Here is a 25113-nt window from a genome sequence, read left to right as displayed (position 1 = left end):
AGGCAAGAATGTCCGCCAAGATCGATCCCATCACACGGTCCGTCGTCCAGCATCGGCTCAGTTCGATCGTAAAAGAGATGGGCGAAGCCATGCTTCGCACCTCCTATTCGCAGATCCTCAATTCCAGCCGCGACTTTTCGCTGGGGATTTGCGATACGCGCGCCCGCCTGATCGCCCAGGCCGATCATCTGCCGGTGCATGTCGGCGCGTTGCCATGGGCGACGATCGCGGTCGAGGAGCGGTTCAAGGACGTCAAGCCGGGCGACGTCTTCCTGCTCAACGATCCCTATTATGGCGGCAGCCATCTGCCTGATCTCACCGTCTTCGTGCCGGTGTTCGACGGCGACAAGCGGCTGCTGTGGACCATCGTCCGCGCCCACCAAAGCGATATCGGCGGCGCCACCCACGGCGCCTACAATCCCGGGGCAACGGAAATCTGGCAGGAGGGCCTGCGCATTCCGCCGATCAGACTTTCCGAGGCGGGGCGGCCGCGCGAGGATCTGCTCGAGATGCTGGCGCTGAATGTGCGAAACCCGCGCGAGTTTCGCGGCGACCTTGCCGCGATGCTGGGCGCGGCGCATCTCGGCGAGCGGCGTGTCGCAAAACTGTTCAGCGAATTCGGCGCGCCGGTCGTCGAAGCCGCGATCGAAGCGATTCTGGATGCAACCGAAGCGCAGACTCGCGCCGTGGTCTCGACCTGGAAGGACGGCGTCTTTCACGGCGAGGCGTTTCTCGACGATGACGGCCATGGCCGCACGGATATAAGGATCGCGGCCAAGGTCACCAAGAAGGGCAGCGATGTCGAGGTCGACCTGACGCAGTCCGATCCGCAGTCGACCAGTTTTGTCAATTCCTCGCATGCCAACATGCAGGCGGCGGTCGCGATGGCCTTTGCCTATCTGATCGACGCTGACATCCCCAAGAACACCGGCGCGCTGCGGCCGCTGAAGGTGATCGCCAAGCAAGGGACGATCGTCTGGGCCGATCCGGGCCGGCCGGTGACCTTGTGCACGAGCCATCCTTCCAACGAGATCGTCGAAGCGATTGTGAAGGCCATGTCCGCCTCCTGTCCGGAACGCGCGATGGCCGGATGGAGCCGCAGATTCCGGATCGCGATTCAGGGCGAGGATCCCCGTACCGGAAAGCAGTTCATCTGGCATCTGTTTCAGGCTCGACCGGGCGGCGGTGCTTCGTCTGGTGGCGACGGTTACTCGTCGATCGGCGAATGGCACAGCGTCGGTGGATTGAAGTTCGGAAGCATCGAGGTCGCCGAGGCGCGCTTTCCGTTGCACTTCCGCCAGCATGAATTCCGACCGGGCTCCGGTGGCGACGGGCAGTTCCTCGGCGGCCTCGGCGTTGCCCTCGATCTGGTGCTGGAGACCGAAAAGCCGTCACGCGGCAACACCGCAGGCGATGGCGCACGTCATGGCCCCTGCGGCATGCTCGGCGGCGAGGATGGCGAGCCGCATCATTATCGCCTGCTGTCCGAAGGCCGCGAGCCGCGCGTGTTGCGCACCAAGGAAGTCGGCATCGAACTCCATCCCGGCGATTGCCTCGAGATACGCTCGTCCGGCGGCGGTGGCTGGGGGCCACCGTCCAAGCGATCAGCGGAGGCGCGGCGACGCGACGCCGAGCAGGGATTGACCAGTGTTTCCGCGAAGCGACGTGGCTGACGATGTACACAATCGGAGTTGACGTCGGCGGAACCTATACCGACCTGGTGGCCACGGATTCGTCCGGGCGAACCATATTCGCAAAATCGCCATCCACACCCGCCGACCAATCGATCGGCGTCATGACCGGCCTCGAAGAACTGGCGCGGCGATTGAACACGACGCGTGCGGAGATGCTAGCTGCTACCGATCGGCTGGTTCACGGGACGACGGTTGCGACCAACGCGTTGCTGGAGCGCAAGGGCGCCAAGGTCGCGCTCTTGACCACCGAGGGCCATCGCGACGTGATCGAAATGCGCGAAGGCCTCAAGCCCGACCGCTACGATCTGCGTTCGCCGCCGCCGGAGCCCTTGGTACCGCGCGAACTGCGTTTTGGCGTTCGCGAACGGCTCAAGGCGAATGGCGAGGTTTTGACTGCGCTGGATGAGCGCTCGCTTGACGAGGCCATCGCTGGCATCCGGAAATCCGGCGCGACCTCGGTCGCGATCTGCTTCCTGCATTCCTATCTCAACCCGGTCCATGAACTTGCCGCAGTCGAACGGCTGGCCAGGGAATTGCCTGACGTCAGCGTGTCGCGTTCCAGCGACGTGCTGCCGCAGATCAAGGAATATGAGCGCGTCTCGACCACGATCGTGAATGCCTATGTCGAACCGATCGTGCGGCGCTATCTCACCAATCTCGAACGGCGGCTGAAGGAGGCTGGCCTCAAGGGCAGCCTGTTCGTGATCCTGTCGCATGGCGGCATGGCGCCGGTCGAGGAAGCCTCACGCCTTGCCGCGGGCACGGTGCTGTCAGGGCCGGCGGGCGGGATGTCAGGCGGCCGGCGCTGTGCTGAGCTGCTCGGCATTCCCGATCTCGTGCCGTTCGACATGGGCGGAACCAGCACGGACATCTCTCTCATTTCGGACGGACAGGCCTCGCTCTCCGCTGACGGCCTGCTCGCGGGCCAGCGCATCGCGTTGCGCAGCCTCGATATTGCGAGCATCGCCGCCGGCGGCGGTTCGATCGCCAGCGTCGATGGCAGCCGCACGCTGCGGGTCGGTCCGGAAAGCGCCGGCTCGATTCCGGGCCCGGCCTGTTACGGCAATGGCGGGCAGGCGGCGACCGTCACCGACGCCAATGTCGTGCTCGGCTATCTCGATGCGGCGGCCTTCATGGGCGGCCAGCGCCCGCTTGATCGTGCGGCGTCGGAAGCTGCGGTCGATCGTGTCGCCGCAGCCATGGAGCTCTCGCGCGTCGAGGCCGCCGCCGGCATTTACCGCATGATCAATTTGAACATGGCCGACGGCATCCGTCTGATGACGTTGCGCCGCGGCGTCGATCCCAGGAAATTCGCGCTGCTGAGTTTCGGCGGCGCAGCGGGTCTGCACGCCGTCGAAGTCGCGCGCGAACTGGAGATCAAACGTATCATCGTGCCGACGGTCGCCTCCGTGCTGTCGGCATGGGGCATGCTGACCAGCGATCTGCGCTATGAGATGAGCCGCACGCATTACGGCAAAGCAGCGCGCATTTCAGCCGGCGAAGTGCGTGAGCTGTTCGCCGAATTGGAGCAAGCGGCCGCCGGACGGTTGCGCTCATGGTTCAACGGTCCGCTGTCGATCGAACGTTCCGCCGAAATGCGTTACGGCGAGCAGATTTTCGAGATCGACGTTTCGCTTGACGGTCTCGACTGGAATGCGGCCGACCTCGTCGACCAGATCGAGCAGCGCTTCCATCGCAAGCACGAGGAACTCTATACCTACGCATCGCCCGGCCAGGAGGTCGTGTTCGTCAATGCGCGCGTCGCGGCGGTCGGCACTGTTGCGCCAAACGATCAGAATACGCGGCCGGCAACATCCGCTAGCGCTTGCGCGCCAAGCGGCACGCGACAGGCGTTCTTTGGCGGCTGGCGCGAGGTGCCGGTCTATGCGCTCGATGCGCTGCAGCCCGGTCATTCCCTGAACGGTCCTGCCATCATTGAGGCGGAAACCACCACGGTGCTGGTCGATACCGGCGACCGTGTCAGCGTCAATGCGCTGGGATGGCTGGATATTACCCTGCGCTGAACACAAAAATTGATTTCAACAGCGCCGGTTTGGGCGGTACCATCGCAAGCGCTGGGTTAGGCGTCACAAGCTTGAGTTAGCGTGAGGCCATGTTCATGAAAACAATAAAAGAAACTGGCACTATCCTGGCCCTGTTAGCCGCGCTGTTCGCCGGCATTCAGATATCAGCGCGACAGGCCCATGGCGGCGGCGTCACCGATACCGAAATCCGCATCGGCAATATCATGCCGTATACCGGGCCCTTGGCCGCGTTCGCGGCGATCGGCAGGGCTGAAGCCGCCTATTTCGACATGATCAATGATCGTGGCGGCATCAACGGTCGCAAGATCAAATTCATCTCCCGTGACGACAGTTCCAATCCGAAGATGGCAGCCGAGCACACAACTCAACTGGTGGAGCAGGAGAACGTGCTGCTGATGTTCGGCTCGTTCGGCACGCCGAGCAATCTGGCGACGCGGACCTACCTCAACGAGAAGAAGGTGCCGCAACTCTTTGTCGCGTCCGGCGACGAGGAGTGGGCGCATCCCAAACGATTTCCGTGGTCCATGGGTTGGCAGCCGACGTTTCGCGCCGAGGGACGGATCTACGCCAACTACATCCAGGCCTCCTATCCGAGCCGCAAGATCGCGGTGCTCTGGCAGAACGATCAGTTCGGACGCGATCTGTTCAAGGGATTGCAGGAAGGGCTCGGCGTCACCGCCCGGATGATCGTGGCTGATATCGCCATCGAGGCCGATATGTCGATCGATGCCCAGGTCGACATCCTCAAGAATTCCGGGGCTGAAGTACTCGTGCTCAATTGCGCGCCGCCAATCTCGGCGCGGGCCATCCGAAGAGCGGCCGAACTGGGTTGGTATCCGGTGGTGGTGCTGGTCAATGCGGCGTCCTCGATCGCTAATGCGCTGAGACCTGCGGGGCTTGCGAACGCCGCCGGTGTGATCTCGACGTCGTTCCTGAAAGACGCCGGCGACGCCACATGGAAGGAAGATCCTTCCATCAAGACCTGGCTGTCATTCATGGACAAGTATTATCCCGACGGCGACAGGGAGGATAGCTACGCCATCTTCGGCTATGCCGCAGCCGAGACCCTGGTCCAGGTATTAACCCAGTGCGGCGACGACCTGTCACGCGAGAACATCATGCGGCAGGCCGCATCGCTGAAGAACTATCAGAGCCCGATCATTCTGCCGGGCATTGCCATCAACACGGGGCCTGCGGATTTTCATCCCATCAAGCAGATGCGGCTGGTGCAATTCGACGGCAACGCCTGGCAGCCGATCGGCGACGTGATCGAAAGCGCGTTTGCGCGCAAGCCGGGGGATAATTGACACTGGCCCGCAAGCAGCGATCGCAGGACTCGTAGGATGGGTAGAGCGAAGCGAAACCCATCACCTGAGCCGTGGCGGCATGATGGGTATCGCTTCGCTCCACCCATCCTACGCAGCGCCTACTTCTTCTGCCCGTAATTCAACAATCCGCCCTTGCTCTTTGCCGGATGGGCGCGCAGGCCTTCCTCGTTGGGTTCGGTGCCCCAGCCCGGCCGATCGGAAATCACGAGGTGGCCATCGACGATCTCGGGCAGATGGGTGAACAGTTCGTGGTCCCACGCCAGCCGGTCGATATCGGTTTCCATGATCCGCAGATTCGGCACCGCGGCGCAGAAATGCGCGTTCATCATGGTGCAGAGATGACCGTAGAAATTATGCGGCGCGACGTTGACTTCGAAATGCTCGGCGGCGGCGGCGATCTTCATCGATTGCCACACCCCGTTCCAAGGCGTGTCGATGATCGCGACATCCATGGCCTGTTCGTTGAAGTAGGGCAGGAATTCGCGCAGGCCCAGCAGCGTCTCGCAGGATGAGATCGGATGCGGGCTCTGGCGGCGGATGTAGCCGAGCGCCTGCGGATTGAAAGTGTCGATCTCGACCCAGAACATGTCCATATCCTTGATCGCGCGCAGGATCTTCAGATAGCCCTCGGTCTTGGCGTTGAAGTTGAGGTCGAGTAAGAGATCGACATCGGGGCCGGCGCCGTCTCTGATAGCTTCGAGGTGCATGCAGAGATTGCCGATCACGGTGCGATCGACGTTGATCTCCGGCTCGAATGGCGAACCGAAGCCGGGCCGCCAGCCCTGCGGCTTGCCGTCGGTGTAGACGAAGATGTTGGTCTTCATCGCGGTGAAGCGCTTTTCGCGGACTTCGCGACCGATCGACTTGACGCCATCGAGATCGGTGATGGCGGGCTTGAACCAATCCGGATGATTGATGCGCCAGGTCGCGCAATGCGACCAGTAGACCCGGACGCGATCGCGGATTTTTCCTCCCAGCAGTTCATAGCAGGGCACGCCGAGCGCCTTCGCCTTGACGTCGAGCAGCGCGTTCTCGATGGCGCCGAGCGCCAGCGCCACCACGCCGCCGGCAGCGGGGCGCGTCGCCGCAAACAGTTCCGCGTAAATCCGCTCGTGCTGGAAGGCGTTCTTGCCGACCACCCGCGCGGACAGCCGCTCGATCGCCGCCGTGACGCCGGGCGCGCCAAAACCCTCGTCATACTCGCTCCAGCCGACGATGCCGTCTTCGGTCATGATCTTGACGAAGTGATAGTTGCGCCAACCGGCGTCGCAGGAGAGCGTTTCAACGCTTCTGATCTTGGATGATTTGGTCATGATTTCCTGCCCGGCTGTTGTTTTCGTTGACCGATAACAACAACGGATTGGCAGGGGCGTCAATCGCGCGTGGCGCGATGCCCGTATGCGGCAGATGCGCCGCCTAAGCCTGCGGCGGAAATAGCGTCGGTTGGCGTCGCTCAAACACCTGGCGGCCGTTCTTGAAGCCCATCAGCACGTCGGGCAGTTCTGCGATCGCGTTCGGGCCGGTGTCGGTGTCGAGAACAATCAAATCGGCAGGGTTGCCTGGCGCGATGCCGTAATCCCGCAGGTTCATCAGGCGTGCCGGCAAGTCCGTCACCAGGTCGAGGCAGGTGTCGAACTCGCTGATTCCGGCATGGGCGACATTGGCGTAGAAATTGGCCATGCGCAGCAGCGATGCATCGCCGAACGGCGTGAACGGATTGAGCACGTTGTTGGTCGCGACCGAACACAGCACGCCGTTCTCGACCAGTCGGTGCGCCACGGTGAGGCCGCGTGGCGCATTGTGGGTGGCGTCGCGGCCCATCAGATAGAGGTCGGTCGCCGGCAGCACGGTGACGGCGACGCCGGCTTTCGCCAGCCGTTCGGTCGCGGCTTTCAGCCGATCGGGCGGCAGCGCCGAGAGTTTGGTGGCGTGTCCGATCGCGACGCGGCCATGATAATTACGCCGCTCGGTCTGCCGGCAGACTTCATCCAGATGCCACCAGGATGGATCGAGATCGAAGTCGAGATGCAGGTCGACATCGACATCGAATTCCTGCGCGAGATCGAACAGTCTTTCGAGATGCGCGTTCGGGTCGGTGTCCATATAGGGACAGCCGCCGATCGCTTCGCCGCCGTCGCGCAGTGCCGCGACCAGGAGTTCATCCGCGCCGGGATCGTTGGTCAGGCCTTCCTGCGGAAACACGCAGATCGACAGATCGATCGCCCAGGCATAGTCGCGCTTCAGTGCCTTGACCGCCTCGAAGCCGCGCAGCGCGATGCGTGGATCGATTTCCACATGCGTGCGCATCCGCGTGGTGCCGTGCACGATGGCGCGTTCGAGCACCCGCGCGCCGCGGGCATAGACGTCTTCGACGGTGAAATCGCGCTTCATGGCGGCAACCGCAGCGATCGCCTCGCCCACGGTGGCATGGTCGTGCCCGCAGCGGCCGAGCAGGCAGGCCTTGTCGAGATGGATGTGGGTGTCGACGAAGCCGGGCAAAGCGAGCTTGCCGCCGATCTCGATTTCGGGTGCGTCGCAGGCCAGATGTGCCTCGATGGCGGCGATCCGCCCCTCGGATACGCCGATATCGACCGGAATGGCCGAAGCCCGGGTCCGGGCGTTGCGGAAGATCAGGTCGAAGGCGGTTCGCGCGCTCATCAGGACTTTAGCTGTTTCTAGGCTGGTTTGAGGTGAGGGGAGCCTAGCGGAAGAGCGGTTTGGAGGCAGCACCAGACTGTGTGCAGTTTATAGGCCAAACTGTTCAAAATATGTGCATGCAATTGGAAGCCCAGATTGTAGTATTCCGGGGGTCAGGAGCCAGCCGTCATGCCCATTGTCGCCAAAGCCCAAGAAGACCGCCGCCTTTCGGACGCCGAAGTGGTCGAGGCCTATCTCACAGCATCGATGATCCCGGATCCGGATGCGGCGGCGGCCTACATGAAGCCGGGCACCATCATCACCTTTACCGGCGGGCGCGAATTCGATCATCCGCGCGGGCCGACCGGCTTCAACGCAGGGCGCTATCGCTGGGTCAAAAAGAAGATGGATCGTTTTGACGTCTGCCCGGGGGCGGACGAGACCGTGGTCTACAGCATCGGCACGCTCTACGGCGAATGGATCGACGGCACGCCATTCGAGGGCAACCGTTATGTCGATCGCTTCGTCGTCAAAGGCGGCCAGATCGTGAAGATGGACGTCTGGAACGACAGCGCGGAACGCATTCTGGTTCAGAGAGGGATTGAGGCGTGAGCTTTCTTACCTCGCCCCGCTTGCGGGGAGAGGTCGGATTGCACGCAGTGCAATCCGGGTGAGGGGGTACAGGTCTTTCGATAGTCTTCACCGCGAGGATAGAGCCCCTCACCCCAACCCTCTCCCCGGCATGCGCGGGGCGAGGGAGAACAGCTACCTCGCCCTCACCACCTTCGGCATTTTCACCACGCGCTCGCTCTCGCCCTCATCGGCATAGGGCGCCAGAATATCCAGCAAATCGCGGCCGCGCTGAGGTGTCGGCGCCACCAGGGCCCGGTTCGCCACGGAATCCAGATGGCTGTGCATCAGGCTCATCACCTTGGCCTCGTCGCCCTTGACCAGGGCTGCGATAATTCCGCGATGTTCGTTGATCGCGCATTCCGACGAATGCGGACGGCTGTACAGGGATAGCGTCAGGCAGCAGCGATAGGCGACTTCGCTGACGTAACGCACGAGGATCGGGCTGTTCGTCATCTGCGCAAGCAGGATGTGGAACTCGGTCGCAAGACGAATGGACACCGCATCGGTGCCGTCGCGCGCGCCATCCTCGGCGTCGACGTGGGCGTTCAGCGTCGCGATCTGGGCTTTGGTCAGTTTGCCGGCGAGCTGGCGCACCACGAGGCGTTCGAGTTCAATCCGGATATCAAAGGCGTCGCGGGCTTCCTGCCAGCTTGGTGTCGCCACGACAGCGATCCGGTTGCGGCGAAGCTCGACAAGGCCTTCCGCGGCGAGTTGCCCCAGCGCATGGCGGGCAATGGTGCGGCTGACGCCGAAGCGTTCGCCGAGCGAATCCTCAGGCAGTTTTGCGCCGGGCTCCAGCGCCTGCTCGATGATGGCTCGGCGCAACGCTCGGCAGATCACGCCGACCTTGTCGGATGATTCCGCAGTCTTGCCGGCCGAACGAGGCGCCATCGGCGAATCCCTGAGAAGTGCTTCGAATGCGCCCTCATAGCACAAATGGGCGACAATCGATCGCCTGAATTGCATGCAGTTTGGCGGCCGGATTGCCTAAAAGGAATCCGCTGGTTTGGGTCTCTTTTTGCGATCCCATTGATTTCAAACGCGAGTTTTGCTGGCATCCGGCTTGCATGCACTTCTAGCCATGATGCGCATGCAACCAGATTCGGAATTCTCCGGCGCGCCCGTTCCAGCCGCCGCCGTGCCCGTCGCAATTGAGCTGTCGGACGCCTCCGTCACCTTTGGCCGTGGCGACCGGGCGGTGCCGGCGCTGTCGAAAACCATGCTTCGGATCGCGGACGGCGAATTCGTCGCGCTGGTCGGCCCTTCCGGCTGCGGCAAGTCCACCATCCTGCGGCTGGCCAGCGGGCTGGTTCAGCCGACCACCGGCGTCGTCATCGTCGGCGGCCGGGAAGTCGCGGCGCGAGCGCTGCGCGTCGGCATGGCGTTCCAGAATCCGACCATGCTGCCCTGGATGACGATCGAGCGGAACATCATGCTGCCGCTCAAGATCGTCGAACCGTTTCGCTCGCAGTTTCGAAAACTGCGCAAGACCGAATTCCGCGACAAGGCCAACGCGCTGCTGGAGCAGGTCGGCCTCAAGGGCTTCGGCAGCCGTTTTCCCTGGCAGCTTTCCGGCGGCATGCTTCAGCGCGCCAATCTGTGCCGCGCACTGATCCACGAGCCGCGCATGCTGCTGCTTGACGAGCCCTTCGGCGCGCTCGACCAGTTCACGCGCGAGGAACTGTGGTCGATCCTGCAAGACCTCTGGATGACCCACAAGCCGACCGTGCTGCTGGTGACGCATGATCTGCGCGAAGCCGCATTCCTCGCCAGCCGCATCTGCGTGATGAGCGCGCGCCCCGGCCGCATCGTCGACGACAGCCCGGTCACCTTCAGCCGCCCGCGCACGGTGGCGATGACGTTCGAGCCCGATTTCGTGGCGCTGAACCAGAAGCTGCGCACCTTCATCGTCGATGCGCGCAGCGCGCCAGCCGAGGGAGCGACCTGACCATGTCCGCAAGCGATCTCAGACAAAAAGCCTGGTCGGCGGCACTGATTGTGCTGTTCTTTGTCGCCTGGGAGTTGTTTTGCGTGATGACCGGGATGTCCGATCTGGTGCTGCCGCGGCCGTCGGAAGTTTTTGTCACGCTCTACCAGAAATTTCCGCTGTTGTGGCCGCATATCCTGCAGACGCTGGCGACGACGATGATCGGCTTCGTGCTCGGCGTTTGGCTTGGAGTGTTGCTCGGCGCCGTGATCGGTGTTTCCAAGACGGCATACGACACGGCTTATCCGCTGCTGGTCGGTTTCTCGTCGATCCCGAAAGTCGCGGTCGTTCCGATCTTCGTCCTCTGGTTCGGCTCCGGCAGCGTGCCAGCGGTGCTGACCGCGCTGTCGATCTGCTTCTTCCCGATCGTCGTCAATATCGCGACCGGGCTTGCTACCACCGAACCCGAACTCGAAGACGTGCTCAAGGCACTGGGCGCCAGCAAGCTCGACATCCTCTGGAACGTCGGTCTGCCCCGCACGATGCCGTTCTTCTTTGCATCATTGAAGGTTGCGATCAGCTACGCCTTTGTCGGCGCCGTTCTCTCCGAGACCGTGGCGTCGAACCGCGGCATCGGCAACGTGATGATGACCGCGTCCTCGAATTTCAACGTGCCACTGGTGTTCGCCGGCCTGTTCGTGCTCGCCGGCCTCGGCGTCGCGCTCTACGTGATCTTTTCGCTGATCGAGGGGCGCGTCACCGGCTGGGCCACCCGCAAGAACGACCTGATCGCGACATGACGATTTCACCAAATGCCATCCAACCCAGTCGAGGAGGTTCATGATGTTAACGAAAATAGGCGCCGCGCTGTTGGGAGTAGCTTTGTTCACGGGCGCCGCGAACGCCCAGGAAACCACCATCAAGTTCACGCTGGGCTGGAAAACCCAAGGCAGCGACGCTGCGTTTTTCTATGCCAAGGACAATGGCTACTTCAAGGAAGAGGGCCTCAACGTCGTGATCGACCAGGGCGAGGGCTCGGGTGCTACCGTGACGCGCATCATGTCGGGCGCCTATGACGCCGGCTTCGGCGACGTCAACGCCATCATCCAGAATGCCTCGACCAAGCCGCAGGACGCGCCTGTGATGGTCTACCAGATCTGGAACCAGCCGCCGTTTGCAATCGTTACGAAGAAGACCAGCGGCATCAACACCATCAAGGATTTCGAAGGCCGCACGCTCGGCGGCGCGCAGGGCACGCCGACCACGCGGCTGCTGCCGGTGTTCGCGCAGAAGAACAAGCTGGAGGGCGAGAAGATCAAGATCTCCAACATGGCGCCCAATCTGCAGGAGCCGATGCTGATCAAGGGCGATATCGACGCGGCGCTGGTGTTCAACATCACCAGCTATTTTAACCTCGTGCTGAACCGCCAGGATCCTGACAAGGACTATAAGTGGTTCTCGTTCGGTGATTACGGTCTCGATCTCTATTCCAACGGCCTGATGGTCTCCCGCAAGCTGATCGCGTCCAATCCAAAGGCCGTCGCCGGGCTCGTTCGCGCCGTCAACAAGGGCATGATCGCGGTGGCAAAGGACCAGAACTCCGGCATGAAGGCGGCGCTGAACTACGACAATCTGATCAATGTCGAGGTCGAAAAGCGCCGGCTGCAATATTCCTTCGACAAGCTGATCGTCTCGGCCGAGATGAAGGAAATCGGCGTCGGCGACGTCAAGGACGACCGCATGACCCGCGCCATCGGCATCATCGTCGAGGGCTACCAGCTTGCCCGGGCGCCGGCGGCATCGGAAATATTCTCGCGCGAATTCCTGCCGCCGCGCGCGGAAAGGGAGTTAAAGTATACGGCGAACTAACCTCGTCATTGCGAGCGCAGCGAAGCAATCCACGTCTCGGCACGGGGAAATATGGATTGCTTCGTCGCGTCGCTTCTCGCAATGACGAAAAAGTCAGGTCATGCCCATGGAAATTGCCGCACACAGCCTGTTCTCCGGCCCTGACCGCGGCATCGTCGAAAACGCCGTGCTGCGGCACGACAACGGCGTCATCACCTCCATTGAGAGCGGCACGCCGCCCGCTAGCGGCCCGCGCTCCCTCATCCTTCCCGCCTTCGTCAACGCGCACGACCACGCGCGGCCGACGGCGTCTTCGTTCGGCGCGATCGGCATGCCGCTGGAAAGCTGGATCCTGCGATCTGCGCTCGGCACACCGGTCGATCCCTATCTCACCGCGGCCTCCGCACTTGCGCGTTCGGCGCGAGCAGGGTGCGCGTCGATGATGGTGCATTACACGCGGCCGAGCGGGACCATGCCGCTGGTCGACGAAGCCAAGGCGATCGCGCGGGCGGCTTCCGATGTCGGCATCCGCATTGCGTTCGCCCTTGCGGTGCGCGACCAGAATCCAATCGTCTATGGCGATAGTGAGCCAGTACTGTCGGAGTTACCCAGCGACGATCGCAAGACGATCGAGGAATTGTCCGTCCGCGCGCCGATGTCGCCCACGGCCTATATCGAGCTGACCGATGCGATCGCTGCGGCAATTGGAAGTCCCAAGGTCGATGTGCAGTTGGGGCCTGCGGGCGTGCAGTGGTGTTCAAAGCCGCTGCTCGAGGCGGTAGCGGAAAATTCGGCGCTCACCGGCCGCCGCATCCACATGCATCTGCTGGAGACGATCTATCAGCGTGCCTGGGCGGATGAGCATTTCCCTGACGGTATCGTTCGCTATCTCCGTGACATCGGTTTTCTGTCTGACAGACTGACTCTGGCGCACTGCATTCATGCGGGGCCCGACGAGATCGAGATGATCGCCGCGTCAGGGACGCGCATCGTGACCAATTTCAGTTCCAACATGCATTTGCGCTCGGGCCTCGCGCCGATCGCCGCCGCGCATCAATGCGGCTGCGCCATTGCGGTCGGCGTCGATGGTCTGGCGCTGGATGAGGACGACGACGTCCTGCGCGAAATGCGGCTGGTGCAGATGTTCCACGGCGGTCTCGGCTTCAAGCGAACCTGGACGCCAGCGGAGTTTTTCGGCCTTGCCGTCGCCAATGGCCGCAAGGCGACCGGCGCGTCGGGTACGGGCGCGTTGCTGCCTGGTGCGCCGGCAGATTTCGTCAGCATCGATCTCGATCGCCTCGATCGCGACCAGATCATGCCGGTCGATCCGGTTGAATTGCTGTTCGCGAGAGGCAACGCGTCGCTGTTGCGCGAGGTGGTTGTCGACGGACGCACGATCGTCAGCGAGGGCCGTTGCACCGGCGTCGATCTTCCCGCGATCGAGAAGGAGTTGCGCGGCATCTACCGGGTCAATGCCGGCAAATTCGGAAATTTCCAGCGCGCATGGCCGCCGCTTTCGGCTTCGCTTCAAAACTGGTTCGAAGCGCAACTGGATTGCAGCTCCTAAGCACTTCGCATTGTTCGCCAATTCCGTAACACGGAAGAAAATTCCGCTTGCATCGACAGGCGGGCAAGGTTTCATGGTCAGCAATAAAAAACTGAACCGGCGCGCACATGATGCCGGTCGTTTGGCCATGAGGAAGCGTGATGGGCGCGTTGTCGCATCTGCGGATTGTCGAGATCGGGAGTGCGGCGGCGACGAGCTATTGCGCGCGGCTGTTCGCCGACTTCGGCGCGACCGTTCAGAAGATCGAACCGCCCCAGGGTGATCCGCTTCGCCGCACCGCGCCGTTGACGCCGCAAGGTCACAGTGCCTGGTTTGCGTTTCTTAATTTCAACAAATCGAGCGTGGCGCTCGGTTCCAGCGACGCCGACGCTTCATCGCGCCTGACCGAACTGATCGCGGCGTGCGACATTCTGCTCGACGGCCGCGACATCGATGCGGCGGATTGTCCGGTTTTCGATCTCGCATTTATCAAGCAGCGCAATCCCGGCCTCATTCATCTCGACGTAAGCTGGTTCGGCCGCGAGGGGCCGTATGCAGAATTCGAAGCGACGGACTCGACGATTCGTGCGCTGACCGGACTGGTAAAACTGGTCGGGCCGGTTGAGGGGCCGCCGATGCATGCGCCGGATTTCCAGACCGGCATCTTGGCCGGCCTCTGGGGTTTTATCGCCGCGGCTTCCTCGGTGCTGGGCCGGATGCAGGACGGGCGGGGACGGTCAAACTCCCTCAGTATCTTCGAATCCAGCATCGCGGTGACCGAGTACATCATGTTCGAATCGTTCGTGCGCGGCGACATCATGCGGCGCATCGGGGTCAATCGCTTCTGGCCGACGTTTCCCGTCGGCATCTACGAAACCAAGCAAGGCTGGCTCGGCGTTACCACGGTGACCCCGGCGCAATGGCGCGCCTTCTGCGACATGCTGGGGCTACCGGATTTGCGCGACGACCCGGCGCTGGTCATGGGCGTCGATCGTCTGCAGCATATCGAATTGATCGAGGGCAAGATCATTCCAAAACTGAAACAGCGCACCGCGCAGGAATGGTTTGCCGCGGGCATGCAGCGCAAAATACCGATCGTGCCGGTGCCCGTCGTCGGCGACCTCGTCGCCGACGACGAGAAGAAGGCGCGCGGCGCGATCGTGCCGGTCATGATGGGCGACGAAACCGGCTTTACGGCGGGCTCGATGCAACGCTTGACCGGAACACCGCCACGTCGCGGCGGCGCGGTTCCTGATATCGGCGAGCAAATGCTCGGCTGCGCGCATGTCAGCGAGGCCGCGAAACGGGTGCCGGTGCCTGCAGCGCAGGGATCGGACCGCCTGCCGCTCGAAGGCATCCGCGTGATCGATTTCTCGATGGGCTGGGCCGGGCCGATCTGCACGCGCACGCTGGCCGATCTCGGCGCCGACGTCATCAAGATCGAGGCCACGCAATATCCGGATTGGTGGCGCGGGGTGGACCGGCGGCCGGCCTATGTTCTCGAACAGATGTACGAGAAATCGGTGCGCTACTGCATCATGAACCGCAACAAGCGCGGCATCACGCTCGACCTGACCCGCCAGCAAGGTCTTGATCTCGCAAAACGACTGTTGGCGGATGCCGACGTCGTCGTCGACAATTACTCCGTCGAGGTGCTGCCGAAGCTCGGGCTCGGCTATGAGGTGCTTAGCAAGCTCAATCCGAAGCTGGTGATGATGTCGATGTCGGCGTTCGGCGCCGGCAGCGTGAACCGCGACTGCCGCGCCTATGGCTCGACGCTCGAACAAGGCTCGGGCCTGCCGAGCGTGGTCGGCGATCCCAGCGGCCCGCCTGTGATGAGCCACACCGCGTTCGGCGATGCCGTCGGGGGCTTGAACGGCTGCGCGGCGGTACTCACCGCGCTGATCCACGCCAGGCTCACCGGAAAGGGCCAGTTCATCGATCTGGCGCAGATCGAATGCATGATGCCGTTTGCGGCGCCCTGGATCGTGGCGCATTCGATCGACGGCCAGAAACCGGTCAGGTACGGCAACCGCCATCCGGATTTCGTGCCGCATGGCTGCTTCCCCTGCGCCGGCGCCGACAACTGGATCATGGTCGCGGTTTCCAGCGACGCGATGTGGCCAAGGCTTGCAAAACTGCTCGGCCGCGCCGATTGGGCCACCGATGCCTGGCTGAAGACGGCGGTGGGACGGCGCGTCATCGAGCGCGAAATCGAGGCCGCCATCACCGCGTGGACGTCGGCGCGCGACCCCGAAGCTGCGATGAAGGCGTTGCAGGCGGCGGGCATCGCATCAGGCGTCGCGCGATTGCCGATGGAACTGCTGCAGGATCCGCAGCTGCATGCGCGCGGCTTTATCCAGGAAATCGACCGCGCCTTCATCGGCAAACATCCGCAGCCGTCGATGCCGTTCCGTGAGGGCGCAGAGCCGTATCCGATCCGAAGCGCGCCGCCGACGCTTGGCGAACATAATCAGGAAATTCTCGGCGGGCTGCTCGGGCTTTCCGATACCGAGATCGATCAGCTCGCCCGCGAGGGCATCATCGGAACCGAGATGCTGATGGAGGAACAGCTCGTGAAAGAGAAGAAGCGGGCGGCGGGTTGATGGCAGCGGCCCAGCCGGCACAGCGCGGATCGGAAGCGGTTGCGGGCGGCCCGCAAGCGCTGATGTCGGTGCGCGGCCTCGGCATCCGCTTCAAGACCTCGCATGGCGTCTGGCAGGCGACCCGCAAGATCGATTTCGACATCGCCCCGGGCGAACGCGTCGGCATTGTCGGCGAAAGCGGCTGCGGCAAGACCATCACCGGCCTGTCGATCCTGCGGCTGTTGCCGAACAATCTGGCCGGGCTGGATGGATCGATCCACTTCGACGGCACCGATCTGGCGTCCTGCAGCACGCGCGAGATGCGGGCGATCCGCGGCCGGCGCATCGCGATGATCTTTCAGGAGCCGATGAGTGCGCTCGATCCGGTGTTCACGGTCGGCCATCAGATCGCCGAGACGCTGCGGGTTCACACCGGCGTCACCAAGGAAGAGGCGAGGGAGCGCACGCTTGATATGCTGCGCCGGGTCGGCATAGCCTCGCCGGAGCGCCGTATCGATGATTATCCGCACCAGCTTTCCGGCGGCATGCGCCAGCGCGTGATGATTGCGGCGGCCCTGATCTGCGGTCCGCAACTGTTGATCGCGGACGAGCCGACCACGGCGCTCGATGTCACGGTGCAGGCCCAGATACTGGAGTTGCTGCGCGACCTCAGCGAGACATCCAATACGGCGCTGATGCTGATCACGCACGATCTCGGCGTCGTCGCCGAAACCTGCACGCGCATGATTACGATGTATGCGGGCGAGGTGATCGAGGACGCCGCGGTCGATGACGCGCTGGTGCGGCCGCTGCATCCCTACACGTCCGGGCTGTTGCGTTCATTGCCGCATCTGAGCCCGCGGCACGGCAAGCTGCCGTCGATCCCGGGCCGCGTGCCGTCGATCATGGACATGCCCAATGGCTGCCGCTTCAAGGCGCGCTGCGCGCATGCGGTCGCCGGTTGCGAGATGGAGCAGGCGCTGCTCGATGCCGGCAACGGCCGCAAGGTTCGATGCTGGCGGTTTCGCGAACTCGATCTGCCCGGTGCCCTGCAGCACGCGGCGACGGCACCGATCGCAGCGATGGTGGCCAGCCCATGACGCCGCAGGCCGCCGATAGCGCCATCGTCTCGGTGCGCGATCTCCAGGTGGGCTTTCAAACCACCGATCGCCGTGCCATCGTGAAGGCGGTCGACGGCGTCAGCTTCGACGTTCGTCGCGGCGAGACATTTGGCATCATCGGCGAATCCGGATCGGGCAAGACCACCATCGGCCGTGCGCTGGTGTTCCTGCTGAAACCCAGCGGCGGCGCGATCCTGCACAATGGCCTCGATCCACTGGCGATGCCGCGGCAACAGTTCCAAAACCATCGTCGCGACTACCAGATCATCTTCCAGGACCCGAATGCCGCACTGAACCCGCGCATGACGATATTATCGTCGGTGCTGGAGCCGCTCGAACTGGCGCGCGCAGGATCGAAGGCCGAGCGGCTGCAGCGGGCGCATGAAGCGATGGATCGGGTCGGTCTGCCGCAGGACCTCGGCGAGCGCTATCCGCACCAGTTGTCCGGCGGCCAGAAGCAGCGTGTGGTGATTGCGCGTGCGCTGACGCTGCGGCCAAAACTGATCGTCTGCGACGAGGTGGTGGCCGCCCTTGATATGTCGATCCGCGGCGATGTGCTCAATCTGTTCGCCGAACTGCAGCGCGACCTCGGACTTACCTACGTTTTCATCACCCACGATCTCGCCGTGGTGTCCCACATCAGCGAGCGGATCGCGGTGATGTATCTGGGACGTTTCGTCGAGCTGGGCCCGACCGAAAAAGTCTCGGAACGGCCGCTGCATCCCTATACCCAGGCGCTGCTGTCCGCGGAGCCGCGGCCGTTGCCGTCGACGATGCGCGGCAACAACCGCATCGTCCTGCAGGGCGAAATCCCGAGCCCGATCGATCCGCCGTCGGGATGCCGCTTCCGCACCCGCTGCCAGTATGCGCAAGCCGTCTGCGCCGAAAAGACGCCGGACTGGCGCGAGCTGATGCCCGATCACTGGGTCGCCTGCCATTTCGCCGACCGCCCGAATTTTTCACCAAGCTGACAGAAGAACCGCCGGAGGAATTGCCATGACACAGACGACGCGACGCGAGGTAATGGCGCTGATAACGGGCGCGCTGGCTGGTGCAACCCTCGGCGGCGACGCATTTGCGCAAGGCACGCCGAAGCGCGGCGGCATCCTGCGAATCTCGGCGCCCGCCAATCCGTCGAGCCTTGATCCGGCAACCGGCGGCGCGGGTTCGGACCACGCGTTCCTTTTCACGATGTACGACACGCTGACCGAGTGGGATTTTGAAACGCTAAAGCCCAAGCCCGGCCTGGCCGAGAGCTGGAGCTTTTCGGACCCGACGACGCTGGTGCTCAACATCCGCTCCGGCGTGACGTTCCACGATGGCTCGCCACTCGATGCCGAGGCCGTCAAGTTCAACCTGGAGCGCAACAAGAGCGATCCGAAATCCAACATCAAGGCTGATCTAGCCGCGATGGAATCGGCTGCGGTGACCGGTCCGTTGCAGGTCACGTTGAAACTGAGCACACCTGACGCAGCATTGCCCGGCATTCTCTCCGACCGCGCCGGCATGATGGTGTCGCCGGCCGCGGTCAAGGCCAGCGCGGCCGGCAATGTCGCGCGCACGCCGGTCGGCGCCGGCGCCTATGCCTTCGTCAGCTGGGCGGACGGCGAGAAGATCGTCATCAAGCGCAACGAGAAATACTGGAAGCCGAACCGTCCTTACCCTGACGGTATCGAGTTCTCGATCATTCCGGAACTGACGACCGGCTCACGCTCGGTCACCGCCGGCCAGAACGATCTGATGTACCAGCTGCCGCCGCGGCAGAAGGCGATCGTGGAGCGCGCCAGCAACATCAAGATCTTCAACGGCCCGACGCTGTACGTGTTCCAGATTTTCCTGAACTGGGCAAAACCGCCGTTCGACAACATCAAGGTGCGTCAAGCCTTCAATTTCGCGATCGATCGCGAAACCTTCGTCAAGGCGGCGCTCGCAGGCCTGGCCGAGCCCGCTTACATGAACCTGCCGAAAGCGCATTGGGCCTACGACAAGTCCGTCGCCGGGCTTTATCCTCACGATCCCGACAAGGCGAAGAAGCTGCTCGCCGAGGCCGGTTTCAAGGACGGCTTGCCGATCGAGCTGGTCGGCTATCCCGATCAGGATTCGGTGCAGCGCCAGGAAATCCTGATCGAACAGTTCCGCAAGGCGGGCATGAATGTGCGCTTCCTGAACGCGCCGATCGCGGAGGCCTCTGCCGCGTTCTTCGGCGCCGAGAAGCGCGGCTCCGGCATTCTCGCGGCCTGGACCGGGCGGCCCGATCCCAGCCTGACCTATTCGCTGATGTTCACCAAGGACGCCTACTATAATGGCGGCCGGGGCGCGGTACCGCCGGAACTCGAAGCCGCAATCAAGGAGTCGCGAGCGTCGGAGGACATCGAGCTGCGCCGCAAGGCGTTCGCGACCGTGCAGCGTTTGGTGATGGAAAACGCTCTTGTGGCGCCGCTCGCGTTCCAGTTCGAATTGGTCGCCATGAATAAGAAGGTGCAGGGCTACAGGCCGAACCTGCTGGGCAAGCCGAAATACGACGACGTCTGGCTGGAGAGCTAACGGCATGGCGCGACGGAGTCCGGCAAGGGTCATCGGCGGGCGCCTGCTGCAGGCGCTGCCCGTGATCCTGCTCGCGACGTTCATGGTATTTGCGCTGCTCAAACTGGTGCCTGGCGACATCGCGGTGACGCTGGCCGGCGACAACGCCACCGACGCGCGGATTACCGAAATCCGGAAGATCTACGGCCTCGACCGGCCGTTCCTGGTCCAATACGGCGCGTGGCTGGCGAATGTCGTGCAAGGCGATCTCTCGCAATCGCTGCTGACGGGCGAGAAGGTCGCGACCTCGATCTCGCGGGCCTTTCCCAACACGCTTCTGATTGTCGCGATCGCGCTGGTGCTGGCGCTGGTCACGGGAATTCCAATGGGGGTGATCGCCGCGATCAAGCCCGATGGCTGGGTCGACAAGACGGTGAGCATGATCGCCTCGCTTGGGGTCGCCATTCCCGGCTTCTGGCTGGCGATGATTCTGGTCGCCGAGATTTCGCTGAAGCTGAACTGGCTGCCGGCAACCGGCGCGAAATCCTTCAGCGTTTCGCCCATCGAGGCGATCCGGCACGCGCTGCTGCCGGGTATTGCGATTGCGGCCTACGGCATGGCTGAGGTGGCGCGGCAGTTGCGGGGATCGCTGCTGGAAGTGCTGTCGTCGCAATATGTGCGCACCCTGCACGCCAAGGGCCTCTCGATGACACGTATCCTGTGGCAGCACGGGCTGAAGAATGTCAGCGTCAATCTGTTCACGATCATCAGCATCCTGGTCAACCGCATGCTGGCGGCGACCGTCGTGATCGAGGCTGTGTTTGCAATTCCCGGCCTTGGCAGCCTGATCGTGCGCGGCGCCATCCAGCGCGATTTTCCGATCGTGCAGGGCGTAGTCTTCACGATGGTGATCGTGGTCATTCTGGTGAACCTGGTCGCGGACCTCTTGTGCGCGGCCGTTGATCCCCGGATCGAACAATGACTGATATGGCGCTCGAAACCCCCAAGCGACTGGTCCAGCCGAGCCGGCTGCGGCGGTTTTTCCGCTGGCTGGCGGGCGATCTGCGCGCCGCGCTGGCGATCCTGGTGCTCCTGGTGCTGGTGATCGTCGCGATCGGCGCGCCATGGATCGCGCCCTATCTGCCGACCGCGCAGGACGCCAACAACATGCTGGCGGCTCCGGGTCCCGGACATCTGCTCGGCACCGACGATCTCGGCCGTGACATCTTCAGCCGGCTGATCTATGGCGCGCCGGCAACCGTCTATGCCAGCCTGCTCGCGGTCAGCGTCGCGGTCGCGATCGGCCTGCCGGTCGGTCTGGCCGCCGGGTTCTTTGGCGGCTGGACCGACGACATCATCAGCCGGATCATCGATACGTTCCTGTCATTCCCGGCCATCGTGCTGGCGATTGCCGTCACCGGTGCGCTCGGCATCGGCCTCACCAACGGCATGATCGCGGTGGGGATCGTGATGTTTCCGGCGCTGGCGCGAATCGTTCGCGCCCGGACGCTGATCGTGCGGCAGGAGCTCTATGTCGATGCCAGCAGGTGCTTTGGGGCGCCGGCCTGGCATATCCTGTGGAAACACGTGCTGCCGAACGCCCTGCAGCCGGTGATCGTGCAGGTCACGCTCTTGCTGGCGGCGGCCCTGCTGGCGGAGGCCAGCCTCAGCTTCCTCGGGCTCGGCATCCAGCCGCCAAACCCGAGCTGGGGCGCCATGCTGGCCCGCGCCTACCAGTACATGGAAATCGCGCCGGAGCAGATGTATGCCCCGGGGCTTGCCATTCTAGTGGTCTCGTTGGCATTCAATGCGCTGGGAGAGTCCTTGCGTATCGTGCTCGATCCGACCATGAAGGATCGATAATCTTTTTGCGGAAGTATTTATGCCCTTCAATAAGCTCCTGATCGCCAATCGCGGCGAGATTGCCATTCGTATCGCGCGGGCCGCGGGCGAGACCGGCCTAGCCACCGTCGCGATCTACCCCGCCGACGACGCGCTGTCGTTGCATGTCCGCGCCGCTGACGCGGCGCATGAAATCCCGGGGCGGGGCGCGCGGGCCTATCTGGACATCGAGGCGGTCGTCGCCGCCGCCAAAGCCACCGGCTGCGATGCACTGCATCCCGGTTATGGCTTTCTCAGCGAAAACACCTTGCTCGCCCGGCGTTGCGCGGAAGAGGGCATCACCTTTGTCGGCCCGTCGCCGGAGGCGCTGGATCTGTTCGGCGACAAGGCCAAGGCCAAGGCGCTGGCAAAAGAGACTGGCGTGCCCATCATCGAGGGTACCAGCGGCCCGACCTCGCTCGATGACGCCAAGGCCTTCTTCGCGTCGCTGGGCTCTGGTGCCGCCGTCATGATCAAGGCTATCGCCGGCGGCGGCGGGCGCGGCATGCGTATCGTGGACGATGCGGCAAAGCTGGAAGAGGCCTATGCGCGCTGCCAGTCCGAGGCCAAGGCGGCCTTCGGCAGCGACGGCGTCTATGTCGAGCGCCTCATCCGCAACGCCCGTCATATCGAGGTGCAGATCATCGGCGACCACCATGGCGCGATCAGCCATTTGTGGGAGCGCGAATGCACGATCCAGCGCCGGAACCAGAAGCTGATCGAGGTGGCGCCGAGCCCCTCGCTGAGCAACGGTCTGCGCACGCGGATCATTGACGCCGCCCGGGAACTCGCGGCCGCCGCAAACTACGACAATCTCGGCACCTTCGAATTCCTGGTCGATGGCGACGCCAAAGGCGATGCGCAGGCCTTCGCCTTCATCGAAGCCAATCCGCGGCTGCAGGTCGAGCACACCGTGACCGAGGAGGTGCTCGGCGTCGATCTGGTGCAGGCGCAGCTCGCCGTCGCCGGCGGCGCCACGCTGGGTTCGCTCGGCCTGGCGCAGGCCTACATCCCAAAACCGCGCGGCTATGCGATGCAGCTTCGCGTCAACATGGAAGTGATGGACGAGAACGGCGTCACCAAGCCGACCGGCGGCACGCTGTCCATGTTTGATCTGCCGGCGGGCCCCGGTGTCCGCGTCGATACGTTCGGCTATTCCGGCTACAAGACCAGCGCCGCCTTCGACTCGCTGCTCGCCAAGGTCATCGTGCGCGCGACCGGCCCAAACTGGGCCGACGTGGTGCAGAAGGCCACGCGCACCCTGCGCGAATTCCGCATCGGCGGCGTTGCCACCAATATCCCGTTCCTCGGCGCGGTGCTGGCGCATCCGGATTTCGTCGCCAACCGGATAAACACCGGCTTTATCGATACCCATGTCGCCGCGCTGGTGCACGCGGCGAACGATCTTTCGGCGCCGGAACTGCTGGAAGCGGGCGCTGCCGTGTCCATTCCCGAGGCCCGCGAAGCCTCGGCCGGGTCAGCCGGTCCCGCCGGCTCCGTCCCGGTACCGGCGCCGCTGCAGGGCACGATCGTTGCGATCGAGGTCAGGGAAGGCGATCTCGTCCGCCCCGGCCAGCAGATCGCGGTGCTCGAATCCATGAAGATGGAGCATCTGGTGACCGCGCCGCATGGCGGCAAGGTGACCAGGATCGCTGCGGAAGCCGGCGTCACGCTGATGCAGGACGAAGCTATCCTGTTTCTCGAACCGGCCGAGATCGATGCCCATGATGTTGCGGAAGAAGAGGATGTCGATCTCGATCATATCCGCCCTGACCTCGCCGAATTGATCGCGCGCCACGCCATCACGCTGGACAAGAACCGACCGGCCTCGGTCGAGCGGCGGCGCAAGACCAACCAGCGCACGGCGCGCGAAAACCTCGCGCAGCTCGTCGATGAAGGATCGTTCGTCGAATATGGCTCGCTCGCAATAGCGGCGCAGCGCCGGCGGCGCAAGGTCGACGACCTCATCCAGAACACGCCGGCTGATGGCCTGATCTCCGGTGTCGCCACCGTGAACGCGGAAAAATTCGGCGCGGAAGGCGCCCGCTGCATGGTGATCTCCTATGATTACACCGTGCTGGCGGGCACGCAGGGCCACATGAACCACAAGAAGATCGACCGCATGCTCGGCCTCGCCGAACAATGGCGGATGCCGCTGGTGTTTTACGCGGAAGGCGGCGGCGGCCGTCCCGGCGATACCGACCGGCTCGGCATGACCGGTCTCGACGGGCCGTCCTTTGTGCAATTCGCAAAACTGTCGGGATTGGTGCCTGTCATCGGCGTCGTCTCCGGTTATTGCTTCGCCGGCAATGCCGCGATGCTCGGCTGTTGCGACGTGATCATTGCGACCAAAAACGCGTCGATCGGCATGGGCGGGCCGGCGATGATCGAAGGCGGCGGGCTTGGCGTCTATCATCCGGCCGAAGTCGGCCCGGTGTCGTTCCAGTCGCCGAACGGCGTGATCGATATCCTGGTCGAGGACGAAGCCGAAGCAACCTCCGCCGCGCAAAAGTACCTGTCGTATTTTCAAGGCACGGTGACGAATTGGAAGGCGCCGGACCAGCGGCTGCTGCGGCGCGCGATCCCGGAGAACCGCCTGCGGGTCTATGACATCAGGACCGTCATCGACCTTCTCGCCGACGAGGGATCAGTGCTCGAAATCCGCCGCGATTTCGGCGTCGGCATGATCACGGCGTTCATCCGCATCGAGGGAAAGCCGTTCGGTCTGATCGCCAACAATCCAAAGCACCTTGGCGGTGCGATCGACGCTGCGGCCGGCGACAAGGCCGCGCGCTTCCTGCAACTGTGCGATGCCTTCGATATTCCGATCGTGTCGCTGTGCGATACGCCCGGCTTCATGGTCGGGCCCGAAGCGGAAAAGACCGCCATTGTGCGCCACGTCGCGCGGATGTTCGTGACCGGCGCCAGCCTCACGGTGCCGCTGTTTGGTGTGGTGCTGCGCAAGGGTTATGGCCTCGGCGCGCAGGCCATGATCGGCGGCGGCTTTCATGCCTCGTTCTTCACGGTGGCGTGGCCGACCGGCGAATTCGGCGGCATGGGCCTGGAAGGCTATGTCCGGCTCGGCTTCCGCAAGGAAATGGAAGCGATTGCGGACCTCGAAGAGCGCGAGAAATATTACAAGGCCAAGGTCGCCGAGCTCTATGCCAACGGCAAGGCGGTCTCGATCGCCTCGGTGCTGGAGATCGACGAGGTGATCGATCCCGCTGACACCAGGCACTGGATCATGTCGGGGCTGCGCTCGGTGCCGAAGCCGGAGCCGCGCAGCGGCCGCAAGCGGCCGTGCATCGATGCGTGGTAGGGAGAACTTCTTACTTACCTCGCCCC

Annotated in this window: 18 protein-coding genes; 15 read left to right on the top strand and 3 right to left on the bottom strand. The window is 63.4% G+C overall.

Features of this window, described 5'->3' with window-relative positions; all coding sequences use genetic code 11:
- The first annotated feature begins 8 nt into the window (after positions 1–8).
- From JQ575_RS18545 to JQ575_RS18535, 3 genes are all read left to right on the top strand, one after another.
- Positions 9–1673, top strand: coding sequence for a hydantoinase B/oxoprolinase family protein (locus JQ575_RS18545; RefSeq protein WP_212034653.1), 1665 nt, complete (start codon positions 9–11; stop codon positions 1671–1673).
- A 2-nt stretch (positions 1674–1675) separates the two neighbouring features.
- Positions 1676–3718 carry a hydantoinase/oxoprolinase family protein gene (locus JQ575_RS18540; RefSeq protein WP_212034652.1) on the top strand — a complete coding sequence of 681 codons (2043 nt, stop codon included), beginning with the start codon at positions 1676–1678 and terminating at the stop codon, positions 3716–3718.
- 95 nt (positions 3719–3813) lie between these two features.
- A complete protein-coding gene (locus JQ575_RS18535) occupies positions 3814–5046 on the top strand; it encodes an ABC transporter substrate-binding protein (RefSeq protein ID WP_212034651.1) in 1233 nt (410 codons plus the stop codon).
- A 119-nt stretch (positions 5047–5165) separates the two neighbouring features.
- On the opposite strand, the gene JQ575_RS18530 is transcribed toward JQ575_RS18535, so the two are convergent.
- Together JQ575_RS18530 and JQ575_RS18525 are read right to left on the bottom strand one after the other, a co-directional pair.
- On the bottom strand, positions 5166–6380 hold the full coding sequence (locus JQ575_RS18530; protein ID WP_212034650.1) for a mandelate racemase/muconate lactonizing enzyme family protein: 1215 nt from the start codon (positions 6378–6380) through the stop codon (positions 5166–5168).
- 103 nt (positions 6381–6483) lie between these two features.
- Positions 6484–7725: an amidohydrolase family protein gene (locus tag JQ575_RS18525; protein ID WP_212034649.1), complete on the bottom strand. Its 1242-nt coding sequence runs from the start codon at positions 7723–7725 to the stop codon at positions 6484–6486.
- A 168-nt stretch (positions 7726–7893) separates the two neighbouring features.
- Here JQ575_RS18525 and JQ575_RS18520 point away from each other — a divergent pair, with 168 nt between their 5' ends.
- Positions 7894–8316, top strand: a complete 423-nt coding sequence (locus tag JQ575_RS18520; protein ID WP_212034648.1) for a nuclear transport factor 2 family protein — start codon at positions 7894–7896, stop codon at positions 8314–8316.
- A 153-nt stretch (positions 8317–8469) separates the two neighbouring features.
- Here JQ575_RS18520 and JQ575_RS18515 read toward each other — a convergent pair whose 3' ends face one another.
- On the bottom strand, positions 8470–9228 hold the full coding sequence (locus JQ575_RS18515; protein ID WP_212034647.1) for a GntR family transcriptional regulator: 759 nt from the start codon (positions 9226–9228) through the stop codon (positions 8470–8472).
- 193 nt (positions 9229–9421) lie between these two features.
- Here JQ575_RS18515 and JQ575_RS18510 point away from each other — a divergent pair, with 193 nt between their 5' ends.
- From JQ575_RS18510 to JQ575_RS18460, 11 genes are all read left to right on the top strand, one after another.
- Complete coding sequence (locus JQ575_RS18510; protein ID WP_212034676.1) at positions 9422–10285, top strand: ABC transporter ATP-binding protein; 864 nt, start codon at positions 9422–9424, stop codon at positions 10283–10285.
- Positions 10286–10287: 2 nt separating this feature from the next.
- Complete coding sequence (locus tag JQ575_RS18505) at positions 10288–11064, top strand: ABC transporter permease (RefSeq protein ID WP_212034646.1); 777 nt, start codon at positions 10288–10290, stop codon at positions 11062–11064.
- A 43-nt stretch (positions 11065–11107) separates the two neighbouring features.
- Complete coding sequence (locus JQ575_RS18500) at positions 11108–12133, top strand: ABC transporter substrate-binding protein (protein WP_212034645.1); 1026 nt, start codon at positions 11108–11110, stop codon at positions 12131–12133.
- Between the two features lie 100 nt (positions 12134–12233).
- On the top strand, positions 12234–13679 hold the full coding sequence (locus tag JQ575_RS18495; RefSeq protein WP_212034644.1) for an amidohydrolase family protein: 1446 nt from the start codon (positions 12234–12236) through the stop codon (positions 13677–13679).
- A 140-nt stretch (positions 13680–13819) separates the two neighbouring features.
- Positions 13820–16264, top strand: coding sequence for a CaiB/BaiF CoA-transferase family protein (locus JQ575_RS18490; protein ID WP_212034643.1), 2445 nt, complete (start codon positions 13820–13822; stop codon positions 16262–16264).
- Positions 16264–17343 (top strand): ABC transporter ATP-binding protein, encoded by a 1080-nt coding sequence (locus JQ575_RS18485; RefSeq protein ID WP_212034642.1) that lies wholly within the window; start codon positions 16264–16266, stop codon positions 17341–17343. Before JQ575_RS18490 ends, JQ575_RS18485 begins: the two co-directional genes overlap by 1 nt.
- Positions 17340–18335: an ABC transporter ATP-binding protein gene (locus JQ575_RS18480; RefSeq protein ID WP_212034641.1), complete on the top strand. Its 996-nt coding sequence runs from the start codon at positions 17340–17342 to the stop codon at positions 18333–18335. The genes JQ575_RS18485 and JQ575_RS18480 overlap by 4 nt, the downstream gene beginning before the upstream one ends.
- A 25-nt stretch (positions 18336–18360) precedes the next feature.
- Complete coding sequence (locus tag JQ575_RS18475; protein WP_212034640.1) at positions 18361–19908, top strand: ABC transporter substrate-binding protein; 1548 nt, start codon at positions 18361–18363, stop codon at positions 19906–19908.
- A gap of 4 nt (positions 19909–19912) precedes the next feature.
- Positions 19913–20869, top strand: coding sequence for an ABC transporter permease (locus JQ575_RS18470; RefSeq protein ID WP_212034639.1), 957 nt, complete (start codon positions 19913–19915; stop codon positions 20867–20869).
- The gene (locus tag JQ575_RS18465; RefSeq protein WP_212034638.1) at positions 20866–21750 is read left to right on the top strand and encodes an ABC transporter permease; all 885 of its coding nucleotides are present in this window, start codon (positions 20866–20868) and stop codon (positions 21748–21750) included. Before JQ575_RS18470 ends, JQ575_RS18465 begins: the two co-directional genes overlap by 4 nt.
- Positions 21751–21769: 19 nt before the next feature.
- Positions 21770–25087, top strand: a complete 3318-nt coding sequence (locus tag JQ575_RS18460; RefSeq protein ID WP_212034637.1) for a carboxyl transferase domain-containing protein — start codon at positions 21770–21772, stop codon at positions 25085–25087.
- Positions 25088–25113 lie beyond the last annotated feature (26 nt).

Source organism: Bradyrhizobium sp. JYMT SZCCT0428, from assembly GCF_018131075.1.
Lineage (GTDB): Bacteria > Pseudomonadota > Alphaproteobacteria > Rhizobiales > Xanthobacteraceae > Bradyrhizobium.
Note: the sequence above shows the minus strand (reverse complement) of the source record. Positions and strands in the feature narration are given on the sequence as shown.

Coding starts and splice junctions, on each gene's coding strand:
- JQ575_RS18540 (WP_212034652.1), top strand. CDS start 1,676: ATGTACACAATCGGAGTTGACGTCGGCGGAACCTATACCGACCTGGTG.
- JQ575_RS18490 (WP_212034643.1), top strand. CDS start 13,820: ATGGGCGCGTTGTCGCATCTGCGGATTGTCGAGATCGGGAGTGCGGCG.
- JQ575_RS18510 (WP_212034676.1), top strand. CDS start 9,422: ATGCGCATGCAACCAGATTCGGAATTCTCCGGCGCGCCCGTTCCAGCC.
- JQ575_RS18515 (WP_212034647.1), bottom strand. CDS start 9,228: ATGGCGCCTCGTTCGGCCGGCAAGACTGCGGAATCATCCGACAAGGTC.
- JQ575_RS18545 (WP_212034653.1), top strand. CDS start 9: ATGTCCGCCAAGATCGATCCCATCACACGGTCCGTCGTCCAGCATCGG.
- JQ575_RS18525 (WP_212034649.1), bottom strand. CDS start 7,725: ATGAGCGCGCGAACCGCCTTCGACCTGATCTTCCGCAACGCCCGGACC.
- JQ575_RS18535 (WP_212034651.1), top strand. CDS start 3,814: ATGAAAACAATAAAAGAAACTGGCACTATCCTGGCCCTGTTAGCCGCG.
- JQ575_RS18495 (WP_212034644.1), top strand. CDS start 12,234: ATGCCCATGGAAATTGCCGCACACAGCCTGTTCTCCGGCCCTGACCGC.
- JQ575_RS18500 (WP_212034645.1), top strand. CDS start 11,108: ATGTTAACGAAAATAGGCGCCGCGCTGTTGGGAGTAGCTTTGTTCACG.
- JQ575_RS18520 (WP_212034648.1), top strand. CDS start 7,894: ATGCCCATTGTCGCCAAAGCCCAAGAAGACCGCCGCCTTTCGGACGCC.
- JQ575_RS18530 (WP_212034650.1), bottom strand. CDS start 6,380: ATGACCAAATCATCCAAGATCAGAAGCGTTGAAACGCTCTCCTGCGAC.
- JQ575_RS18505 (WP_212034646.1), top strand. CDS start 10,288: ATGTCCGCAAGCGATCTCAGACAAAAAGCCTGGTCGGCGGCACTGATT.
- JQ575_RS18475 (WP_212034640.1), top strand. CDS start 18,361: ATGACACAGACGACGCGACGCGAGGTAATGGCGCTGATAACGGGCGCG.
- JQ575_RS18480 (WP_212034641.1), top strand. CDS start 17,340: ATGACGCCGCAGGCCGCCGATAGCGCCATCGTCTCGGTGCGCGATCTC.
- JQ575_RS18470 (WP_212034639.1), top strand. CDS start 19,913: ATGGCGCGACGGAGTCCGGCAAGGGTCATCGGCGGGCGCCTGCTGCAG.
- JQ575_RS18460 (WP_212034637.1), top strand. CDS start 21,770: ATGCCCTTCAATAAGCTCCTGATCGCCAATCGCGGCGAGATTGCCATT.
- JQ575_RS18485 (WP_212034642.1), top strand. CDS start 16,264: ATGGCAGCGGCCCAGCCGGCACAGCGCGGATCGGAAGCGGTTGCGGGC.
- JQ575_RS18465 (WP_212034638.1), top strand. CDS start 20,866: ATGACTGATATGGCGCTCGAAACCCCCAAGCGACTGGTCCAGCCGAGC.